The organism is Xanthobacter nonsaccharivorans, assembly GCF_043194755.2.
GTDB classification, from domain to species: Bacteria; Pseudomonadota; Alphaproteobacteria; order Rhizobiales; family Xanthobacteraceae; genus Xanthobacter; species Xanthobacter autotrophicus_G.
On sequence record NZ_CM195526.1, the window covers coordinates 4,725,877 to 4,742,698 of the forward strand.

The following is a 16,822-nucleotide window of genomic DNA, read 5'->3' on the forward strand; positions in this document are numbered from 1 at the left end:
ATGCCTGACAACAACATCAAGCACGTCGCATCGCCGCTCGCGAGCCAGACCCTCCTCGACGGCCAGCTCACCCGCCCGGTTGCCAGCGTCAAGCCCATCCGGCTCCTGCCCTGGCTGCAGGTGGTGAAGATCGGCGGACGCTCCATCATGGACCGCGGCCCGGAGGCGATTCTTCCGATCGTCGACGAAATCCGCAAGATCCTGCCGGAGCACCGCCTGCTCATCCTGACCGGCGCCGGCATCCGCGCCCGCCACCTCTACGGCGTCGGCCTGGACCTCGGCCTGCCGGTCGGCTCGCTGGCCCCCCTCGCCGCGAGCGAGGCCGGCCAGAACGGCCACATCCTCGCCTCGCTGCTCGCGCCGGAGGGCGTCTCCTACATCGAGCACCCGACCATCGCGAGCCAGCTGGCGATCCACCTCTGTGCTGCCCGCGCCGTCGTGGGCAGCGCCTTCCCGCCCTATCACCACCACGAATTCCCGGGCGCGCGCATCCCGCCGCACCGGGCGGACACGGGCGCGTTCCTGCTGGCCGACGCGCTGGGCGCAGCCGGCCTGACCATCGTCGAGGACGTGGACGGGGTGTACACCGCCGATCCCAAGGGAGCGGGCGGCGACAAGGCGCAGTTCCTTCCCGAGGCACGCGCCGCTGACCTCGCGAAGGCCGAGGGCACCCTGCCGTTCGACCGCGCGCTTCTCGAAGTGATGGCCACCGCGCGCCACATCGAGCGCGTGCAGGTGGTGAATGGCCTCGTGCCCGGCCGGCTCACCGCCGCGCTGCGCGGCGAGCATGTGGGCACCATCGTCCACACGGGCGCCCATCCGGCCTGACCATCCACAACCGGCAGCCCCTCCCCGACGACGGGGAGGGGCAACGTCCCATCCACCCCATCAGCTCGCTCTCCCCACCCTCCACCGACTTCGTTCAGGCGGGGTCGGCCTCTTCCGTTGACCGCTTCGCCACCTCGCTCAAGAGCGCGCGGAAGGCAGCAGCAACGGAATCGGGATCGTCCGCCTTGCCTTCCGGCAGCCTTGATCGCCGTGCCGAAGCCCTGCCCTCGGCAGCCGGGCTGCGGCTACGTCCCTGAGGGCAGCCTTTCAAGGCCTTGAAGCAGACTTTCCTTGTGCGCCATGCGCCACCCGCCTCCGTCCGAATGAACGGATTCGCCCAGGATTGCCCATGAAATTCCAGGTGAATTGTGAGAGGCGCCAGAACTTCACATTCTAAGTCAATGGCTTATCTGGTGTCCCGGAAGGGATTCGAACCCCTGACCTGCGGTTTAGGAAACCGCTGCTCTATCCTGCTGAGCTACCGGGACACGCGCTTCTTCTAGAACGGCCGGCGGCAGGAGAAAAGGGCGTCCGTGCACGGTCGTGGAAAGGTGGTGAAAGCACAGGTGATCGTCGGGCGCCTTCTGGCCGCAGCCGCATTCCGCTATCTTCCGGGAATGCATGGCCTTGCGCCCGCGGGACGATCCCAGGCGGGGCGGAGGGGCAAGCGAACGCCGGGCGCCGGCAAGGGGTGCATCCCATGCGGCGGGGCGCCCAGGAAGGTCCGGAACAGGCGGAAGCATGATCGTTCGGCGCAAGACCAGGCCCGATTCGCCCGGCACGGCCGGCCGGCAGCCTTGGCACGCAGCGGGGCTCGGGACTGCGCTGCAGGTCGCCGCGCTCCTCGCCACCGTGCTCCTCGCCGCCGTGCCGACCCTCGCCGCGGCGGCTCCCCAACCGGCGGCGGAGGCCTGCGCCGTGGCGCCGGTCGCCGGCGGAGCCCCGGTTTCCGCCCGCTGGTCGGATTCGGGGGAGCTTCTCCTGGCGGACGGGAGCCGGCTGGCGCCGGAGGGAATCGTTCTGCCGACCCGGCTCGCCACGGATCCCGCCATTCCGGCCGCGGCGGCTGTGGCGGCAGCGGCGGCGCTGGAGGGACACGCCGTGCGCCTCGCCGCTCCCCGGTCCGACCGGCACGGGCGGCTGTCCGGAGCCGCGCTCCTCGGTCCGGCCGATGGTTCGGGCGGAGCCGGAGACGACCTTGGGGAAGACCTTGTGACCGCATTGCTGCGGGCCGGGGCCGGCTATGCCCGGCCGGGGACCGCAGACGGCAGCTGCGCCGCCGCCCATCGCGCTGCGGAAGCCGAAGCCCGGCAGGAGAAGCGCGGCATCTGGGCGGTCGCGGGCACGGTCGCCGAAGCCACGGATGAGGCCGGGCTCAACGCCCACACCGGCCTGTTTGTGGTCGCGGAAGGGCAAGTGCGTGACGTGGGCGTCACCCGCGAGCGGGTGTACCTGAATTTTGGTGCAAGGTGGCGGCAAGATTTCACAGTCATCATCCAGAGGGAGGATTTCGCCACAATCTTGGGCGATAGCCTAGATCCGGCCGCTTTGCGCGGCACCAGAGTGCGGGTACGTGGCGTCGTGCGCGCGGATGGCGGGCCTGCCATCCTGGCGCGCAGGGCTGGCGAGATCGAGCGGCTGGACGGGATGGACCCCTCGGCCGCGCTTCCGCCGCCCCGCCGGCGCAAGGAAAGGTGAACGGGTGCGAGTGAGACGCGGGCAGGAGAACGGGATGCGCGGTGCGGCGCAAGCGGAGCGGGCGGATACGCCTGCGCGCCGCATGCACGCGCTCATGCGCGCGCCTGCCTTGGTCCGGGCCCTCCCGCTGCTCCTGCCCCTCCTGCTGGGCGGCTGCGCGGGCATTGACCTCGACCAGGCAAGCGTTCCCCTCACCTCGCAGGCGGCCGCCTCCGAATATGCCGACATGTCCCCGTCCCAGCGTCGGGAACACGAGCGGCTCGTCGCCAGCTATGGCGGCGCCTATAACGATCCCGAGCTGAAGGCGCTGATCCAGCAGGTGGTGGAGCGGCTCGTCGCCGCCTCCGAGCGGCCGGACCTCAAGTACCGGGTCACCGTGCTGAACTCCCCGGCCATCAACGCCTTCGCCCTGCCGGACGGCTCACTCTACGTCACCCGCGGCCTGCTGGCGCTGGCCAACGACACGTCCGAGCTGTCCTCGGTGCTGGCGCATGAGATGGCCCACGTCATCGCCCGCCACGCCACCATCCGCGAGGACCAGGTGAAGCAGGCGGTGCTGGTGAGCCGCGTCATCTCCGACGTGGTGAACGACCCCGATCTCGGCGCGCTGGCCATGCAGAAGAGCCGGCGCACGCTCGCCTCCTTCTCGCGCGGCCAGGAGCTGGAGGCGGACGCCATCGGCGTCGGCATCGCCGCGCGGGCCGGCTTCGATCCCTATGGCGCGTCGCGCTTCCTCACCGACATGGGCCGCTACGGCGACCTGAAGAGCACCGCCTTCTCCGGTTCCTCCACCACGCCGGACATGGACTTCCTCTCGTCCCACCCGGCGACGCCGGAGCGCATCTCCATCGCCATCGCCAACGCCCGCCAATATGCGGAGGGCACCAAGCCGAGCGACGGCGAGCGTGATCGCAACGCCTACCTTTCGGCCCTCGACGGCATGGTCTACGGCGACGATCCGAAGGAAGGCTTCGTGCGCGGGCGCAAGTTCTTCCACCCCAAGCTCGGCTTCACCTTCACCGCGCCGGACGGCTTCTCCCTGGAGAACACCTCCCAGGCGGTGCTCGGTGCCACCCAGACCGGGCGGGAGGCGCTGCGGCTCGATGCCGTGCGCGTCAACGCCGACCAGTCCCTCGCCCAGTATCTCTCCTCCGGCTGGATCGACGGGGTGGAGATCAACACGGTGGAGACGCTGACCGTCAACGGTTTCACCGCGGCCACCGCGGTCGCCCGCGGCGACCAGTGGTCGTTCCGCATGTTCGCCATCCGCTTCGGCTCCGACGTCTACCGCCTCATCTTCGCCGCCCGCGAGCTGACACCGGAGCTGGACAAGCAGTTCCGCGCCGCCGCCGACACCTTCCGGCGCGTCTCCACCGGCGAGGCCGACACGGTGAAGCCCCTGCGCGTGCGTGTGGTCTCCATCGGCCTCGGCGATTCCGTGGAGAAGGTCGCGGCCCGCATGCAGGTGCCCGACCGGCCGCTGGATCGCTTCCTCATCCTCAACGGCTTCGACGGCGCGGCGAAGCTGAAGTATGGCGAGAAGGTCAAGATCATCGCCGAGTGAGGCTTCGAGCTCACGGGCCCTTGGCCGCTCCACCCCACCCCCATTCCAATCTCCGCCAATTGATCCCGCGCAAGCCCGGTACGCGGGCTCGCCTGCTATGATGCAACCTTCCCGGGATGGGGAGGATGGAAATGTACAAGAAGATCCTCGTCGCGACCGACGGATCGGCCCTGTCGGACCTCGCCGTAGCCCACGCCGTCTCGCTTTCCGCCGCGCTCAAGGCGCGCCTCGTTGCTCTCACCGCGAGCGAGCCTTTCCACCTTCTGACCACCGAAGCCGACCAGATCGCCGACACGGAGGAGGAGTATCGCCGCCTCGTCCAGGTGCGCGCGAGCCGCATCCTCGACAAGGCGGCGGAGAAGGCGGAGGCCGCCGGTGTGGAGATGGCCCGCGTCGCCATCGAGGACGATCACCCGTTCGAAGGCATCATCGCCACCGCCGAGCAGCAGCAGTGCGACCTCATCGTCATGGCTTCCCACGGCCGGCGAGGCCTCTCCGCCATGGTGCTTGGCAGCGAGACCACCAAGGTGCTCACCCATTCCAGCATCCCGGTCCTGGTGGTGCGCGCCGAAGGTGCTCCCGCCGAAAATCCAGCAGCGGCAAGGGCTGCCGGTGAAGCCCGCCCGGACATCGGCCGCCTGCCGCCCATCTGAGGCGGCAAGGGGACATTCTGCAAGGGCGCCCGTATGATATATGCGAGCGGCGAACGATTGAACGTCGATGGGGGCCCATGGCGGAGCTGCGGCAGGTCGAGAAGGAAAATCTGTCGGCGCGTGTCTACGGGCGGATCCGCCGCGCGCTGATCGATGGCCAGTTCGAGCCGGGCGAGCGCCTGCGCATCTCGGCGCTGGCAGCCGATCTCGGCACGTCCATCACCCCGGTGCGGGAAGCCATCTTCCGCCTCGTCAGCGAGCAGGCGCTGGAGATGAAGGCGGCGACGGCGATCCACGTGCCGCTCATCGATGCCGCGCGGCTCAAGGAAATCCAGCTGGTGCGCATGGAGCTGGAGGGGGCGGCGGCGGAGCGGGCGGCGGAGCGGATCACGGACAAGCAGCTGAAGCGGCTGGAGGCCCTCCAGGCGGAGTTCGTGGAGGTTGCCGCCAACCCCAAGAAGGCGAGCCTGAAGAACCGCGACTTCCATTTCACCCTCATCGAGATTGCCGAGCTGCCGCTGCTGGAATCCATCGTGGAGAACATGTGGACCCTCATGGGACCGCTGCTCGGCGTGTTCCACGCCACCCTCTCCCCGCGCGAGATCGCCGGGCAGGATCACCTGCATTTTGAAGTGCTTGCGGCGCTCCGGGCGCGCGATCCGCAGGCCGCGCGGCAGGCCATCCAGCAGGACATCCGGCTGGGGCTGCGCATGGAGGAATGGCTGGAGCAGCAGGCGAAGGCGCCGCCGGCCAAGCGCAAGCTCGCCTCCTTCGCCGCCGGGTAAGGCCGCGACGGCGGTTCGCGACCTTCGCCACCTCCTCCTGACAGGGGCCGGCTGGGGCGCGCGACAGGCATCGCCAAGCCACTGAAATCATTGATTTCGTATCGCGCCGCGCCCTGAAGGCATCGACGGCTTCGCCGCCTTCGGCATCAGGTCATATCGCCGCCGGTTCGGGCATCCCGGCGTCATTACTTTAATACCATCGACAGATATCACCCGCCCGCGGCTCCCCCTTCCGCCCGCGCCGGGCGATCCGCGCCGCCGGCCCCCGTTCCCGGACGTGCCGCGATACCCCTGCCGCTGTCCTCCCCGCCGTCCGGTCGCGCGCAGGCCGCCGGCCATGCAACCCGCCCCAGGAAGGGCGGGCCCGCGAAACATTCGGACACGCGGCGGCAAACAATCGGTACCCCCGGGACCTATTGCCGACATGGCGGCCGGGACAATGCCCAGGAACGGACCGGGGCCTCACCTCGCGTCCGGGCGGGGTCCTCCGTCACCCGCTCCCTCTCCGGGGACCCCGCCACCTCTTCGCCTGCAGGAGACGACGACGATGCACACCCGTGAACCGACGTCCGCCGCCTCCGGGTCGCAGCCGGACCTTCGGCTGGGCGGCGCGCGCCGCAGGAGCATCGACCTCGAGGCCGCGTGCCGCGCCATCGGCCTCGCCGCAGTCCGGCCGTTGCCGCGTCTTCCCCTTTGGTGGCTGGCCGTGGCCGCCGTGGCGCTCGCCGTGCCGGTGGCGACCCATGACATCTCGCTCCGGGACCGGGTGCGGCTGGAGGCGAAGATCCGCTCCAATTTCGCCCATGCGCCGGTGCTGATGGTGGGCGACAGCATCACCTACCAGGCCGCCCCCACCCAGCTGTGCGGCGAGACGGTGTTCAACGCTGCCGTGCCCGGCGACCGCATCGCCGATCTCCTCGGCGATGCGCCGGATTATTCCGCCCGCCTCGCCGAGACCCGGCGGGTGGTGGTGGCGGTCGGCGTCAACGATGCCTGGCCCCGCCACAAGGACCTCGAAAGCTGGATCGCCGACTATCGCGCCCTCGTCTCCCTCTATGCCGGGCGCGACCTGGTGCTGGTGGAGATCAACCCGGCCGATCCGCGCCTCTCCCGCATGATGCGCAAGCTCGACACGGGCTTCATCGCCGGTGCCAACGCCGCCATCCGGCAGATCGCCGCCGAGACCCAAGCGCGGGTGGTGCCGGCGCCGCCGGAGGTGTTGACCAGCGATGGCCTGCACCCCACCCCCGCCGGTGCCGCCCAGTGGCGCGACCGCCTCTCCGCCGCCGCCTGCGCGATGCCGGGCGGCGGCCGCGCCTGACAGCCGCGGTCCGGGTCCTTGCCGGTGCCGCGTGGCCGGTATCGCACGCGTTTCGCCGAGATGGCGCGCAGGCGCGAACCAACAGCCGATGCCCCCTATTCCCCGTTGATGCGCCCCCTCACCCCCATCCGGTCCCTGCGGATGCCGACGCCTCGCCCCTGGCACCAGGGCACGCCCCGATCTGACCGCACCGCGATCAGATCGGATAACGCGTTCTGCTCCTTCACGTTCAGAGAGCCGCTCGGCGGTTCCATATGATCGGATCGCGCTCTAGTCTGAAGCAAAGGCGCCGCCACCTCCGGGCCGGCGGGCCTTGAAACCGGGAACGGTCCGCGACGCGGGCCGGCGAAGGGCGGCGGACGGGTGGAACGCGCACGCGCAGATTCACGGCTACAGGCGGGCGCGGCCAGCCCGGGCTCCGCCGCGCGCGCCGGCGACACGGTGGCTGCGCCCGCCGCCCCGGCGTCCGGCCGGCGCGAGGCGGCGCGCGGCTGGCGCATGGCCGGCCTGTTCCTCGCCCTGTGGATCGGAGGGGTCTCCGCCTTCGCCGCCGTCTCCCTGCGCACCGCATACGAGCGGGCGGAAGAGGCGCTGGATGCGGCCGGCACCGCCCTCCACCGCGTCATCTCCCAGCGCGTCGCCCAGCACGATGCCCACCTCACCAGCCTCGCCGCCCTGGTGCAGGTCGCCGACCCGCCCCCGCGCGAGGCGCTGCGGCTGGTGGCGCTCTCCATCATGCGCTTCTACCCGCGCATCACCTCCATCCGGGTGCTGGAGCAGACGCCCTCCGGCGCCATCGAGACGGTGATGAGCACCTCCGATGCGGCGCGGCCGGTGCCGGCCTTCGCGCCGGCGGTGTTCGCCCAGCGCCCCGGCGAGGCCCGGGCCTATGTGGATGCGGCCCAGGATGCGGCCCAAGGCGCGACCCCGGACGCGGCCCGGAACCCGGTCCCGGACCCCGCGGCGCCCCGGCGCTATTTCCTCGGCAAGCGCACCGGCGCCTCCGCCCGCCCGCTGGCGATGATCGTGGAGATCGACCCCGCCTTGCTGGTGGAGGCGGAGGAACGTCCGGCCTCGGCGGCGGTGAAGCTCTCTTTGGACGATCATCTCCTCGTGGACAGCGCCGCCAGGGAAGACGCGGCCGCCGACGGCGCCGGCTGGAGCCGGCAGCTCACCTTCACCCGCACCGTGGCGAGCCAGAACCAGCCCCTGCGACTGGAGCTGGAGCGCCGGCTGGTGCTCGCCGACGTGCTGGCGCCCCGCCCGCTCCTCGCCGTCGCGGGGCTCGCGCTGGTGGGCCTGCTTGCCCTCGCCTATGCGCTGCGCCAGCGGCGGGAGGCGCGGCGCTCGCGGGATGCGGTGCGCCTCGCCGAGGAGCGCAGCGCCCTCCTGGAGCGGGAAACGCGGCTCGCCCACGCCTCGCGGGTGAACTCGCTGGGCGAGCTCGCCTCCGGCATCGCCCACGAGCTGACCCAGCCGCTCACCGCGCTGCTCAGCCAGAGCCAGGCGGCGGTGCGGCTCGCGGCGCCCGGCGGCGATCCCCGCCTGTCGGACGCGCTCCAGGCCAATGTGCGCGAGGCGCGGCGCGCCGGCGACATCCTCGCCCGCATGCGCGAATACATCTCCAACCGCCCGGTGGAGCGCGCGCCCACCGACCTCAACGCCGTGGTGGCCGACGTGGCGGCCCTCGCCCGCGCCGGCCTCGCCGAGCAGGGAATCCGGCTCGTCACCGAGCTGGACGGCACCTTGCCCGAGGCGGTGGTGAACCCCATCGAGATGGAGCAGGTGCTCCACAACCTCGTGCGCAACGCCGCCGATGCCCTCGCCGCCCCGGGCGGGCCGGAGCGGACCATCACCATCCGCACCCGCGCCGGCCGGCTGGGGCCGGAGATCGATGTGAGCGACACCGGGCCGGGCATCCCGCCCGAGGTCACCGGCCGCCTGTTCGAGCCCTTCTTCACCACCAAGCACGGCGGCATGGGCCTCGGCCTGTCCCTGTGCGCCACCTTGCTGGAACGGGTGGGCGGGCGCATCGCGCCGACGGGCCGGCCGGGCGAAGGCGCCACCTTCACCGTGGTCCTGCCGGCGGCCCCGGCGCGGCGGCAGGCGGCGCAATGAAGGGGATGCGCATCTATCTGGTGGACGACGATGCCGCCGTGCGCGAGGCGCTGGCGCTGCTGCTCTCCACCTATTCCATGACGGTGGAGACCTTCGCCGATCCCGCCGCCTTCCTCGCCCGCGTGGACCCGGCCCGTCCCGGCTGCCTGCTGGTGGACCTGCGCATGCCGCACATCAGCGGCATCCAGCTGAAGGAGGCGCTGGCCGCCCGCGGCATCGACTGGCCCACCGTGATGATCACCGGCCATGGCGACGTGAACGCCTGCCGCCGCGCCTTCAAGGCCGGAGTGGTGGACTTCCTGACCAAGCCGGTGGACGAGCAGGTGCTGCTGGAGGCGGTGCAGGCCGCCGGCCGCGCCCTGGAGACCCTGCTGGAGCGGCACGAGACCCACAATCTCCTGTCCACCCTCACCGACCGCGAGCGGGAGGTGCTGGACATGGTCTGCCGCGGCTGGGCCAGCAAGGAGATCGCCGCAGCCCTCGGCGTCTCCCCCCGCACCATCGACGCCCACCGCGCCAACATCTCCGAGAAGCTCGGCACCTCCTCGGTGGCCGACCTGGTGCGGATGGCGCTGGAGCACGCCCCCGGCGGCCTGCCCCGCAGGCCACAGGGGTAAGGCGCGGGCGCCTGCGGCTCGGTAGGCCTACCTATACCCCTGTGTGGCATCGCGGATTCTGCACCGCGCGGCGGGCGCCTATTGCTGGAGCATCCACAAGAACAACACCCAGGGACAGACGATGAAGCGCCTTGTTCTCGCCGCCGCGGCGACCCTCGCCCTCATGAGCGGGACCTCCGCGCAGGTTCTTCAGGAGAAGAACATGCCGCTCGGCCTCGCCCTCGACATCGCCCGCGAGAGCATCGCCGCCTGCGCGGCCCAGGGCTACAACGTCTCGGTGGCGGTGGTGGACCGGGCCGGCGTGCTGCGCGTCGCGCTGCGCGCCGACAATGCCGGCCCCCACACGGTGGATGCCGCCCGGCGCAAGGCCTTCACCTCCGCCTCCACCCGCGCGCCCACCGGCGCCGTCGCGGAGAACGTGCAGAAGAACCCGGCCCTGGCGCAGCTCGTCGCCATCGACGGCTTCCTGGTGCTGGGCGGCGGCGTGCCGGTGAAGGTGGGCGGCGAGACCATCGGCGCCGTGGGCATCGGCGGCGCGCCGGCCCCGAACCTCGACGAAGCCTGCGCCGCCGCCGCCCTCGCCAAGGTGGAAGCCCAGCTGAAGTGAGCGCCGCGCATCCGCGCGCGTTCTGAAGGCTCACGGCTGGAGGCGGAGCGGCGGGCACCCGCGGTCCGGCTCCGGTGACGAGGCCGGGAACGTTCATTTCGGCCAGCCTGCCCGCAAGCCGGCCGGCGCGTTCCCGGGGGCACCGGCAGCGCCCCCGCCCTGCCGGTGCCCTCAGATCAAAGGCCCGTGAGCGTCACCTCACGGGCCTTTGGCCAGGCCCGCGCGGCGCCTCAGCGACCCGCTCGGCTCCGGTGGAAGACCGGGCCGGTGGCATTACAGCCGCCGCAGCTTGACCTCGGCCACCTCGTGGTCGCCCGCCTTGCTCAGGATGAGGTTGGCGCGCTGGCGGGTGGGCAGGATGTTGTCCTGGAGGTTCGGCAGGTTGATCCGCCGCCAGATGGACAAGGCGGTAGCCTTCGCCTCGTCCTCGGTCAGCTTGGAATAGCGGTGGAAGTAGGAAAGCGGATCGGTGAAGGCGGTGGACCTCAGCCGCATGAAGCGCTCCACGTACCAGCGCTCGATCACGTCCTCGTCCCCGTCGATATAGACCGAGAAATCGAAGAAGTCGGACACGAAGGGAATGGCCTTGCCGTCCTTGGGGGGACGGGTGGTCTGCAGCACGTTCAGCCCTTCGACGATGAGGATGTCCGGCCGGTCGATCTCCACATACTGGTCCGGCATCACGTCATAGAAGAAATGCGAGTAGAGCGGCGCGCGCACCGGCCGTCGCCCGGCCTTGATGTCGGTGAGGAAGCGCAGCAGCAGCGACAGGTCGTAGCTTTCGGGAAAGCCCTTCTTCTCCATCAGCCCCTCGCGCTCGAGGATGGCGTTGGGGAGCAGGAAGCCGTCGGTGGTCACGAGGTCCACCTTGGGCGTGTTGGGCCAGCGGGCGAGCAGCGCCTGCAGCACGCGGGCGGTGGTGGACTTGCCCACCGCCACCGAGCCCGCCACGCCGATGATGTAGGGCATCTTGCCCTCGCCGTTGGCCTCGGCGTCGCGGGCGTCGAGGAAGTGGCTCATGGCGCGGAACAGCTTCTGCGTCGCCGCCACGTAGAGCGAGAGCAGGCGCGAGAGCGGCAGGTAGATCTCCTCCACCTCCTTGATGGAGAGGTGGACGCCGAGGCCCTCCAGCCGGGTGATCTCGTCCGGCCGCAGCGTCATGGGCGTGTCGCGCCGCAGCTGCGCCCACTCGTTGCGGGAGAAGGCGCGATACGGCGAGAGACCGTGGTCGATGGGGCGATCCATGGAAGCCCTCTTCTCAGCCGTGCTGCCGCGACGCCTTTTCCGCAAGGCCGGACTGGCCGGTGCGGCGGGCGAGCTCTTGATGGATGTCCTTCAGCTCCACGCCGCGCGCCTTGAGCACCACGAGGAGATGATAGAGGAGGTCGCTCGCCTCGGCGACGACCGCATCCTTGTCGCCGGAGATGGCCGCGATCACCGTCTCCACCGCCTCCTCGCCCAGCTTCTGGGCGCATTTGCCGATGCCCTTGTCGAGCAGGGAACGGGTGTAGGACGCGCCCGCATCCGCCGACGCGCGCCGGGCGACGATGGCTTCGAGATCGGCGAGGGTGAAGCTATCGCTCATTAAGTCGGCCCCGGGTCCACGCTCTGGAGGGAAGGGAAGGAGCGGCGCGGCTCAGACATCCAGCCGCACCGGAAGGCCCGCCTCCGCGAGGCATTCCTTCGCCTCGCGGATGGTGAAGGTGCCGAAATGGAAGATGGACGCCGCCAGCACCGCGGAGGCCCCGCCCTCGCGGATGCCATCCACCAGGTGATCCAGCGTGCCGACCCCGCCGGAAGCGATCACCGGCACGTGCACGGCGTCCGAAACCGCGCGGGTGAGGGCGCAGTCGAAGCCCTTGCCGGTGCCGTCGCGATCCATGGAGGTCAGAAGGATCTCGCCGGCGCCGAGGTCCACCACCTCGCGGGCGTACTGGATGGCGTCGATGCCGGTGGGCTTGCGGCCGCCATGGGTGAAGATCTCCCAGCGGTCGGCCTCGCCCGGGCCCGACACCTTCTTGGCGTCGATGGCCACCACGATGCACTGCTCGCCGAACTTCTCGGCCGCCTCGCCCACGAAGGCGCGGCGGTTCACGGCGGCGGTGTTGATGGACACCTTGTCGGCGCCCGCGTGCAGCAGGGTACGCACATCGTCCACCGTGCGCACGCCGCCGCCCACCGTGAGCGGCATGAAGCACTGCTCGGCGGTGCGCTGGACCACGTCGAGGATGGTGCCGCGGTTCTCGTGGCTGGCGGTGATGTCGAGGAAGGTGAGCTCGTCGGCCCCGGCGGCGTCATAGGCGCGCGCGGCCTCCACCGGATCACCGGCGTCGCGCAGATCCACGAATTGGACGCCCTTCACCACGCGGCCGTCCTTCACGTCGAGACAGGGGATGACGCGGACCTTCAGCATGGCACACCTATCGTCCGGCCACCAGCGCCAGCGCCGCGCGGGGGTCGAGCCGCCCGTCGTAGAGGGCGCGGCCGGTGATGGCGCCCTCCAGCTTCGCCGCGCGGGGCTCCAGCAGCGCCTCGATGTCGGCGATGGAGGCAAGCCCCCCGGAGGCGATCACCGGCAGGCTGACCGCCTCGGCAAGCGCCACGGTGGCCTCGAGGTTCAGGCCCTTCAACAGGCCGTCGCGGGCGATGTCCGTGTAGATGATGGCGGTGACGCCCGCATCCTCGAACCGTTTGGCGATGTCCACGGCGGCGAGCTCGGAGGTCTCGGCCCAGCCTTCCACCGCCACCCGCCCGTCGCGGGCATCGAGGCCCACGGCGATGCGGCCGGGATGGGCCTTGGCCGCCTGTTTCACGAACTCGGGGTCGCGCACCGCCGCGGTGCCGAGAATGACGCGGGTGACGCCCTTCTCCAGCCAGCCGTCCACGGTGCGCATGTCGCGGATGCCGCCGCCGAGCTGCACCGGAACGGAGACGCTCTCCAGGATGCGCTCCACCGCCGCCGCGTTCACCGGCTTGCCGGCGAAGGCGCCGTCCAGGTCCACGAGATGCAGGTAGCGGAAGCCGAGGGTCTCGAACTCGGCCGCCTGGGCGGCGGGGTCGCGGTTGAACACGGTGGCCCGCGCCATGTCGCCCTGTTCGAGGCGCACGGCGAGGCCGTCCTTGAGGTCGATGGCCGGAAAGAGGATCACGGATGCCACTTCAGGAAATTGCCGAGGAGCGCGAGGCCGAGCTTCTGGCTCTTCTCGGGATGGAACTGGGTGCCGGCCACGTTCTCGCGGGCCACCATGGCGGTGATGGTGCCGCCATAATCGGTGGTGGCCACGAGGTCGATGCCGTCGGCGGGCTTCAGGTGGTAGGAATGGACGAAATAGGCGTTGAGCCCGCCTGCCCCGGTATGGATGCCGGCGAGCAGCGGATGCTCGCGCGCCACCTCCAGCGTGTTCCAGCCCATGTGGGGGATCTTCAGGGCGGGATCGTTGGGGGCGATGCGGTCCACCTCGCCGCGGATCCAGCCGAGGCCCGCGGTCTCGCCATGCTCCAGCCCGCGCTCGGCCAGCAGCTGCAGGCCGACGCAGATGCCGAGGAAGGGCCGGCCCTTCGTCTTCACCGCCTCGGTCATGGCCTCCACCATGCCGGGCACGGCATCGAGGCCGGCGCGGCAGTCGGCGAAGGCGCCGACGCCGGGCAGCACGATGCGGTCGGCGGCGCGCACCACGTCGGGATCGCTGGTGACGACGACCTTCTCCGCGCCGAGGTCGAGCGCGGCGCGCTCCATGGCCTTGGCGGCGGAGTGCAGGTTGCCGGAATTGTAGTCGATGATGGCGACCGTCATCGCCTCAGGCTCCCGGGAAGGCGCCGATGACGCCGGGCTGGCCCATCGGCCGGGCGGCGGGCGCCAGCGGACGGATGGGGGGAATGTGCGGGGCGGGGCGCGGGCCCGTCCACTCGGAGAAGAAGCGGTATTCGGCCTCCTCCCGGTCGGGCGCGATGACCACCCCCACCTCGTTGAAGCCCTTGCGGCCGAGCTTGCGCAGGCGCAGCGCCGGCAGCTCGAAGGCGAGCAGCAGGTGGAAGCCGAAGAAGACGACGCTCGTCACCGCGCCGGCGACGCCCGAGCTTTCCGCGACGCCGAGGATGACCGACACCGCCACATAGGCGGCGAACGGCAGCCACAGGCCGAAGCGCAGCAGCACGAAAGGCGCGAAGAAAAGCGTCGCCCACGAGAATTTCTCGCGCACGAACACCACGCGGCTTGCGGCCGCCTCCGCCGTGTCGCCGGGATTTTCCCGGGCCAGAACCGTCCAGATGCCCATCGCCGGCTCCTAGTTCCCGAGGGCGCCCTTGGTGGAGGGGATCTCCCCCGCCGTCGCCGGGTCCACCGCCACCGCCTGCCGGAGCACGCGGGCGAGGCCCTTGAAGCAGCTTTCCGCAATGTGGTGGGCGTTGACGCCGTAGAGCGTCTCCACGTGCAGCGTCACTCCGGCGCTGGAGGCGAAGGCCTGGAAGAACTCGCGCACCAGCTCGGTGTCGAATTCGCCGATCTTCGGCACCGCGAACTCGGTGCGGAAGACGAGGAACGGCCGGCCGGAAATGTCGAGGGCGACGCGGGTCAGCGTCTCGTCCATGGGCAGGTGCACGTCGGCATAGCGGGTGATGCCGCGCATGTCGCCGAGCGCCTTGCGCACCGCCTGGCCGAGCACGATGCCCACGTCCTCGGTGGTGTGGTGGAAGTCCACGTGCAGGTCGCCGTCCGCCTTCACCGAGAGGTCGAAGCGGGCATGGCGCGCGAGCAGGTCCAGCATGTGGTCGAGAAACCCGATGCCGGTGGAGATGGCAGCCTTGCCCGTGCCGTCGAGGTCGACGGTGAGGGCAACCTTCGTCTCCTTGGTCTCGCGGACGATTTCAGCCTTGCGCATGGAACTCCTCCAAGACCGCGGCTTCTATCAGCAACGACGCTGCATTGCCATATGGCGAAGCGATGACGCCCGCCGCGGCGGGATGCGGTGCGTTGGCACCGGCGGAAACGGTATCCCATGGTGGTATTCGCCGCAGTGCCACCGTCTGTCGCCGCTTTGCAGCAAATATGGCATAGACAGCTTCACCGGAGCCGGAGACCACCGCATGCCGACGACGACGAACGACGGGCTGGAACTCGCCTACCAGGTGACCGGAGAGGGCCCGCCCCTGCTCATCATCTCCGGCCTGTCGGCGGAGCGCACCTTCTGGAACCTCGCGCGGCCGCTGTTCGCCGGCTTCACTCTCGTCGAGTTCGACAATCGCGACATCGGCAAGAGCGGGCGGGCCAGCACCCCCTACGCCGCCGCCGACATGGCGCGGGACGCGCTGGCGGTGCTGGATGCGGCAGGCATCCAGACGGCCCACGTGCTCGGCCATTCCATGGGCGGCGTCATCGCCCAGGAACTGGCGCTCATGGCGCCCCAGCGGGTGAACCGCCTGGTGCTCTCCAACACCTGGGCCCGCAACGACCTCTACACCTCCGAGATCTTCCGTCTCTTCAAGGAGCTGCGCCTCCAGCTCGACAACGAGCTGACCTTCGGCGCCGTGCTCAACTCCTTCGTGCTGGGCATGCGCACGCTGAAGTCGGTGCCCCTGCTCGCCTCGGTGCAGCAGGCGCTGGACGCCGGCCTCTGCCAGGAGAAAGACGCCTTCCTGCGCCAGCTCGACGTGTGCGACAAGGCGGACACGCTGAAGCGCATCGGCGCCATCTCGGCCCCCACCTTCGTGCTGTTCAGCGACGACGACCGCCTGTTCTCCCCGGCGCTGGTGCGGGAGATCGCCAGCGCCATTCACGGCGCGGCGCTGGACGAGATCCTCGACAGCGGCCATTGCCCCATGGTGGAGGCACCGCAGAATTTCGCCACCTCGGTGCGCGCCTTCCTGAACGCCAGCTGAGGCGATCGGCCCCGGTCCACGGCCGGCGCCGCGCTGCCCCTGGCGCGCGGCGTCGGCTTCCGGGATCGAGGTTTGACGGGGGATTGATCCGCACGAGTTGCGTCCGCGCCGGAACCGCCTAAGTAAGGCCGGAGCGGAGCTTTTCATGCAGCATTCCCCGGATACCATCTACGGCACCACCATCGTCTCGGTCCGCAAGGGCAACCGCGTCGCCATCGCCGGCGACGGGCAGGTCACGCTCGGCCAGACCGTGCTGAAGGCCAATGCGCGCAAGGTGCGCCGGCTCGGCAAGGGCGACGTGATCGGCGGCTTCGCCGGCGCGACGGCGGATGCCTTCACTTTGTTCGAGCGGCTGGAGGCCAAGCTGGACCAGTATCCGGGCCAGCTCCAGCGCGCGGCCGTGGAGCTCGCCAAGGACTGGCGCACCGACCGCTACCTGCGCCGGCTGGAAGCCATGATGATCGTCGCCGACGCCTCGGTCTCCCTGGTGCTCACCGGCACCGGCGACGTGCTGGAGCCGGACGCGGGGGTGGCCGGCATCGGCTCGGGCGGCATGTTCGCCCTCGCCGCCGCCCGCGCCCTGCTCGACCGCGAGGAGGACCCGGAGGCCATCGTGCGCCGGTCGCTGGAGATCGCCGCCGACATCTGCGTCTACACCAACCGCAACATCGTCGTGGAAAGCATCGGCTCCTGACCGCCGTCCCGGCGCGCCCGCGCGCCTGCCCACCGCCCCCCGGATCTTCGTGAGCATGCCTTC

General features: G+C 70.6%; 18 protein-coding genes and 1 tRNA gene. 11 read left to right on the forward strand and 8 right to left on the reverse strand.

The features are described 5' to 3' along the window. Positions 1-828, forward strand: coding sequence for an amino acid kinase family protein (locus tag V5F59_RS21560; protein ID WP_393980933.1), 828 nt, complete (start codon positions 1-3; stop codon positions 826-828). A gap of 411 nt (positions 829-1,239) precedes the next feature. Here the strand turns inward: V5F59_RS21560 and V5F59_RS21565 are convergent. After that, positions 1,240-1,316, reverse strand: a tRNA-Arg gene (locus V5F59_RS21565). A 430-nt stretch (positions 1,317-1,746) separates the two neighbouring features. Between V5F59_RS21565 and V5F59_RS21570 the strand changes: the two genes are divergently transcribed. From V5F59_RS21570 to V5F59_RS21605, 8 genes are all read left to right on the forward strand, one after another. Beyond that, entirely contained in the window at positions 1,747-2,526 is a 780-nt protein-coding gene (locus V5F59_RS21570; protein WP_393980931.1) for a hypothetical protein, read from the forward strand. 82 nt (positions 2,527-2,608) lie between these two features. After that, positions 2,609-4,090 (forward strand): M48 family metalloprotease, encoded by a 1,482-nt coding sequence (locus V5F59_RS21575; RefSeq protein WP_393980929.1) that lies wholly within the window; start codon positions 2,609-2,611, stop codon positions 4,088-4,090. A 131-nt stretch (positions 4,091-4,221) separates the two neighbouring features. Beyond that, positions 4,222-4,743, forward strand: coding sequence for a universal stress protein (locus V5F59_RS21580; RefSeq protein ID WP_393980927.1), 522 nt, complete (start codon positions 4,222-4,224; stop codon positions 4,741-4,743). Positions 4,744-4,820: 77 nt separating this feature from the next. Next, a complete protein-coding gene (locus V5F59_RS21585) occupies positions 4,821-5,528 on the forward strand; it encodes a GntR family transcriptional regulator (protein ID WP_393980925.1) in 708 nt (235 codons plus the stop codon). Positions 5,529-6,075: 547 nt separating this feature from the next. After that, entirely contained in the window at positions 6,076-6,849 is a 774-nt protein-coding gene (locus V5F59_RS21590) for an SGNH/GDSL hydrolase family protein (protein WP_393980923.1), read from the forward strand. Between the two features lie 441 nt (positions 6,850-7,290). Continuing rightward, positions 7,291-8,967: a sensor histidine kinase gene (locus tag V5F59_RS21595; RefSeq protein ID WP_393980921.1), complete on the forward strand. Its 1,677-nt coding sequence runs from the start codon at positions 7,291-7,293 to the stop codon at positions 8,965-8,967. Further along, positions 8,964-9,584: a response regulator transcription factor gene (locus V5F59_RS21600; protein ID WP_393980919.1), complete on the forward strand. Its 621-nt coding sequence runs from the start codon at positions 8,964-8,966 to the stop codon at positions 9,582-9,584. Before V5F59_RS21595 ends, V5F59_RS21600 begins: the two co-directional genes overlap by 4 nt. Positions 9,585-9,705: 121 nt before the next feature. After that, positions 9,706-10,191: a GlcG/HbpS family heme-binding protein gene (locus tag V5F59_RS21605; protein ID WP_393980917.1), complete on the forward strand. Its 486-nt coding sequence runs from the start codon at positions 9,706-9,708 to the stop codon at positions 10,189-10,191. Between the two features lie 273 nt (positions 10,192-10,464). Here V5F59_RS21605 and coaA read toward each other — a convergent pair whose 3' ends face one another. From coaA to hisB, 7 genes are read right to left on the reverse strand one after another with little or no spacing between them, the layout of a single operon-like run. After that, on the reverse strand, positions 10,465-11,436 hold the full coding sequence (coaA, locus tag V5F59_RS21610; RefSeq protein WP_393980915.1) for a type I pantothenate kinase: 972 nt from the start codon (positions 11,434-11,436) through the stop codon (positions 10,465-10,467). 13 nt (positions 11,437-11,449) lie between these two features. Then, the gene (locus V5F59_RS21615) at positions 11,450-11,776 is read right to left on the reverse strand and encodes a phosphoribosyl-ATP diphosphatase (RefSeq protein ID WP_393980913.1); all 327 of its coding nucleotides are present in this window, start codon (positions 11,774-11,776) and stop codon (positions 11,450-11,452) included. 51 nt (positions 11,777-11,827) lie between these two features. Continuing rightward, complete coding sequence (gene hisF / locus V5F59_RS21620) at positions 11,828-12,604, reverse strand: imidazole glycerol phosphate synthase subunit HisF (RefSeq protein ID WP_393980911.1); 777 nt, start codon at positions 12,602-12,604, stop codon at positions 11,828-11,830. Between the two features lie 7 nt (positions 12,605-12,611). After that, positions 12,612-13,349 carry a 1-(5-phosphoribosyl)-5-[(5-phosphoribosylamino)methylideneamino]imidazole-4-carboxamide isomerase gene (gene hisA, locus V5F59_RS21625; protein WP_393980909.1) on the reverse strand — a complete coding sequence of 246 codons (738 nt, stop codon included), beginning with the start codon at positions 13,347-13,349 and terminating at the stop codon, positions 12,612-12,614. Then, positions 13,337-13,984, reverse strand: coding sequence for an imidazole glycerol phosphate synthase subunit HisH (hisH, locus tag V5F59_RS21630; RefSeq protein WP_393980907.1), 648 nt, complete (start codon positions 13,982-13,984; stop codon positions 13,337-13,339). The genes hisA and hisH overlap by 13 nt, the downstream gene beginning before the upstream one ends. Before the next feature lie 4 nt (positions 13,985-13,988). Next, entirely contained in the window at positions 13,989-14,465 is a 477-nt protein-coding gene (locus V5F59_RS21635; RefSeq protein ID WP_393980905.1) for a DUF2628 domain-containing protein, read from the reverse strand. 9 nt (positions 14,466-14,474) lie between these two features. Further along, complete coding sequence (gene hisB, locus V5F59_RS21640; protein ID WP_393980903.1) at positions 14,475-15,068, reverse strand: imidazoleglycerol-phosphate dehydratase HisB; 594 nt, start codon at positions 15,066-15,068, stop codon at positions 14,475-14,477. Positions 15,069-15,273: 205 nt separating this feature from the next. Here hisB and V5F59_RS21645 point away from each other — a divergent pair, with 205 nt between their 5' ends. Beyond that, positions 15,274-16,065 (forward strand): alpha/beta fold hydrolase, encoded by a 792-nt coding sequence (locus tag V5F59_RS21645; protein WP_393980901.1) that lies wholly within the window; start codon positions 15,274-15,276, stop codon positions 16,063-16,065. A gap of 145 nt (positions 16,066-16,210) precedes the next feature. Continuing rightward, complete coding sequence (hslV, locus tag V5F59_RS21650; RefSeq protein WP_393980899.1) at positions 16,211-16,759, forward strand: ATP-dependent protease subunit HslV; 549 nt, start codon at positions 16,211-16,213, stop codon at positions 16,757-16,759. Positions 16,760-16,822: the final 63 nt, after the last annotated feature.

Excerpts from the sequence above, each read along its gene's own strand:
- hisH (WP_393980907.1), bottom strand. The coding sequence starts at position 13,984 with ATGACGGTCGCCATCATCGACTACAATTCCGGCAACCTGCACTCCGCC.
- V5F59_RS21635 (WP_393980905.1), bottom strand. The coding sequence starts at position 14,465 with ATGGGCATCTGGACGGTTCTGGCCCGGGAAAATCCCGGCGACACGGCG.
- hisB (WP_393980903.1), bottom strand. The coding sequence starts at position 15,068 with ATGCGCAAGGCTGAAATCGTCCGCGAGACCAAGGAGACGAAGGTTGCC.
- V5F59_RS21590 (WP_393980923.1), top strand. The coding sequence starts at position 6,076 with ATGCACACCCGTGAACCGACGTCCGCCGCCTCCGGGTCGCAGCCGGAC.
- V5F59_RS21580 (WP_393980927.1), top strand. The coding sequence starts at position 4,222 with ATGTACAAGAAGATCCTCGTCGCGACCGACGGATCGGCCCTGTCGGAC.
- coaA (WP_393980915.1), bottom strand. The coding sequence starts at position 11,436 with ATGGATCGCCCCATCGACCACGGTCTCTCGCCGTATCGCGCCTTCTCC.
- V5F59_RS21560 (WP_393980933.1), top strand. The coding sequence starts at position 1 with ATGCCTGACAACAACATCAAGCACGTCGCATCGCCGCTCGCGAGCCAG.
- V5F59_RS21585 (WP_393980925.1), top strand. The coding sequence starts at position 4,821 with ATGGCGGAGCTGCGGCAGGTCGAGAAGGAAAATCTGTCGGCGCGTGTC.
- V5F59_RS21605 (WP_393980917.1), top strand. The coding sequence starts at position 9,706 with ATGAAGCGCCTTGTTCTCGCCGCCGCGGCGACCCTCGCCCTCATGAGC.
- V5F59_RS21575 (WP_393980929.1), top strand. The coding sequence starts at position 2,609 with ATGCACGCGCTCATGCGCGCGCCTGCCTTGGTCCGGGCCCTCCCGCTG.
- hslV (WP_393980899.1), top strand. The coding sequence starts at position 16,211 with ATGCAGCATTCCCCGGATACCATCTACGGCACCACCATCGTCTCGGTC.
- V5F59_RS21600 (WP_393980919.1), top strand. The coding sequence starts at position 8,964 with ATGAAGGGGATGCGCATCTATCTGGTGGACGACGATGCCGCCGTGCGC.
- hisF (WP_393980911.1), bottom strand. The coding sequence starts at position 12,604 with ATGCTGAAGGTCCGCGTCATCCCCTGTCTCGACGTGAAGGACGGCCGC.
- V5F59_RS21645 (WP_393980901.1), top strand. The coding sequence starts at position 15,274 with ATGCCGACGACGACGAACGACGGGCTGGAACTCGCCTACCAGGTGACC.
- V5F59_RS21615 (WP_393980913.1), bottom strand. The coding sequence starts at position 11,776 with ATGAGCGATAGCTTCACCCTCGCCGATCTCGAAGCCATCGTCGCCCGG.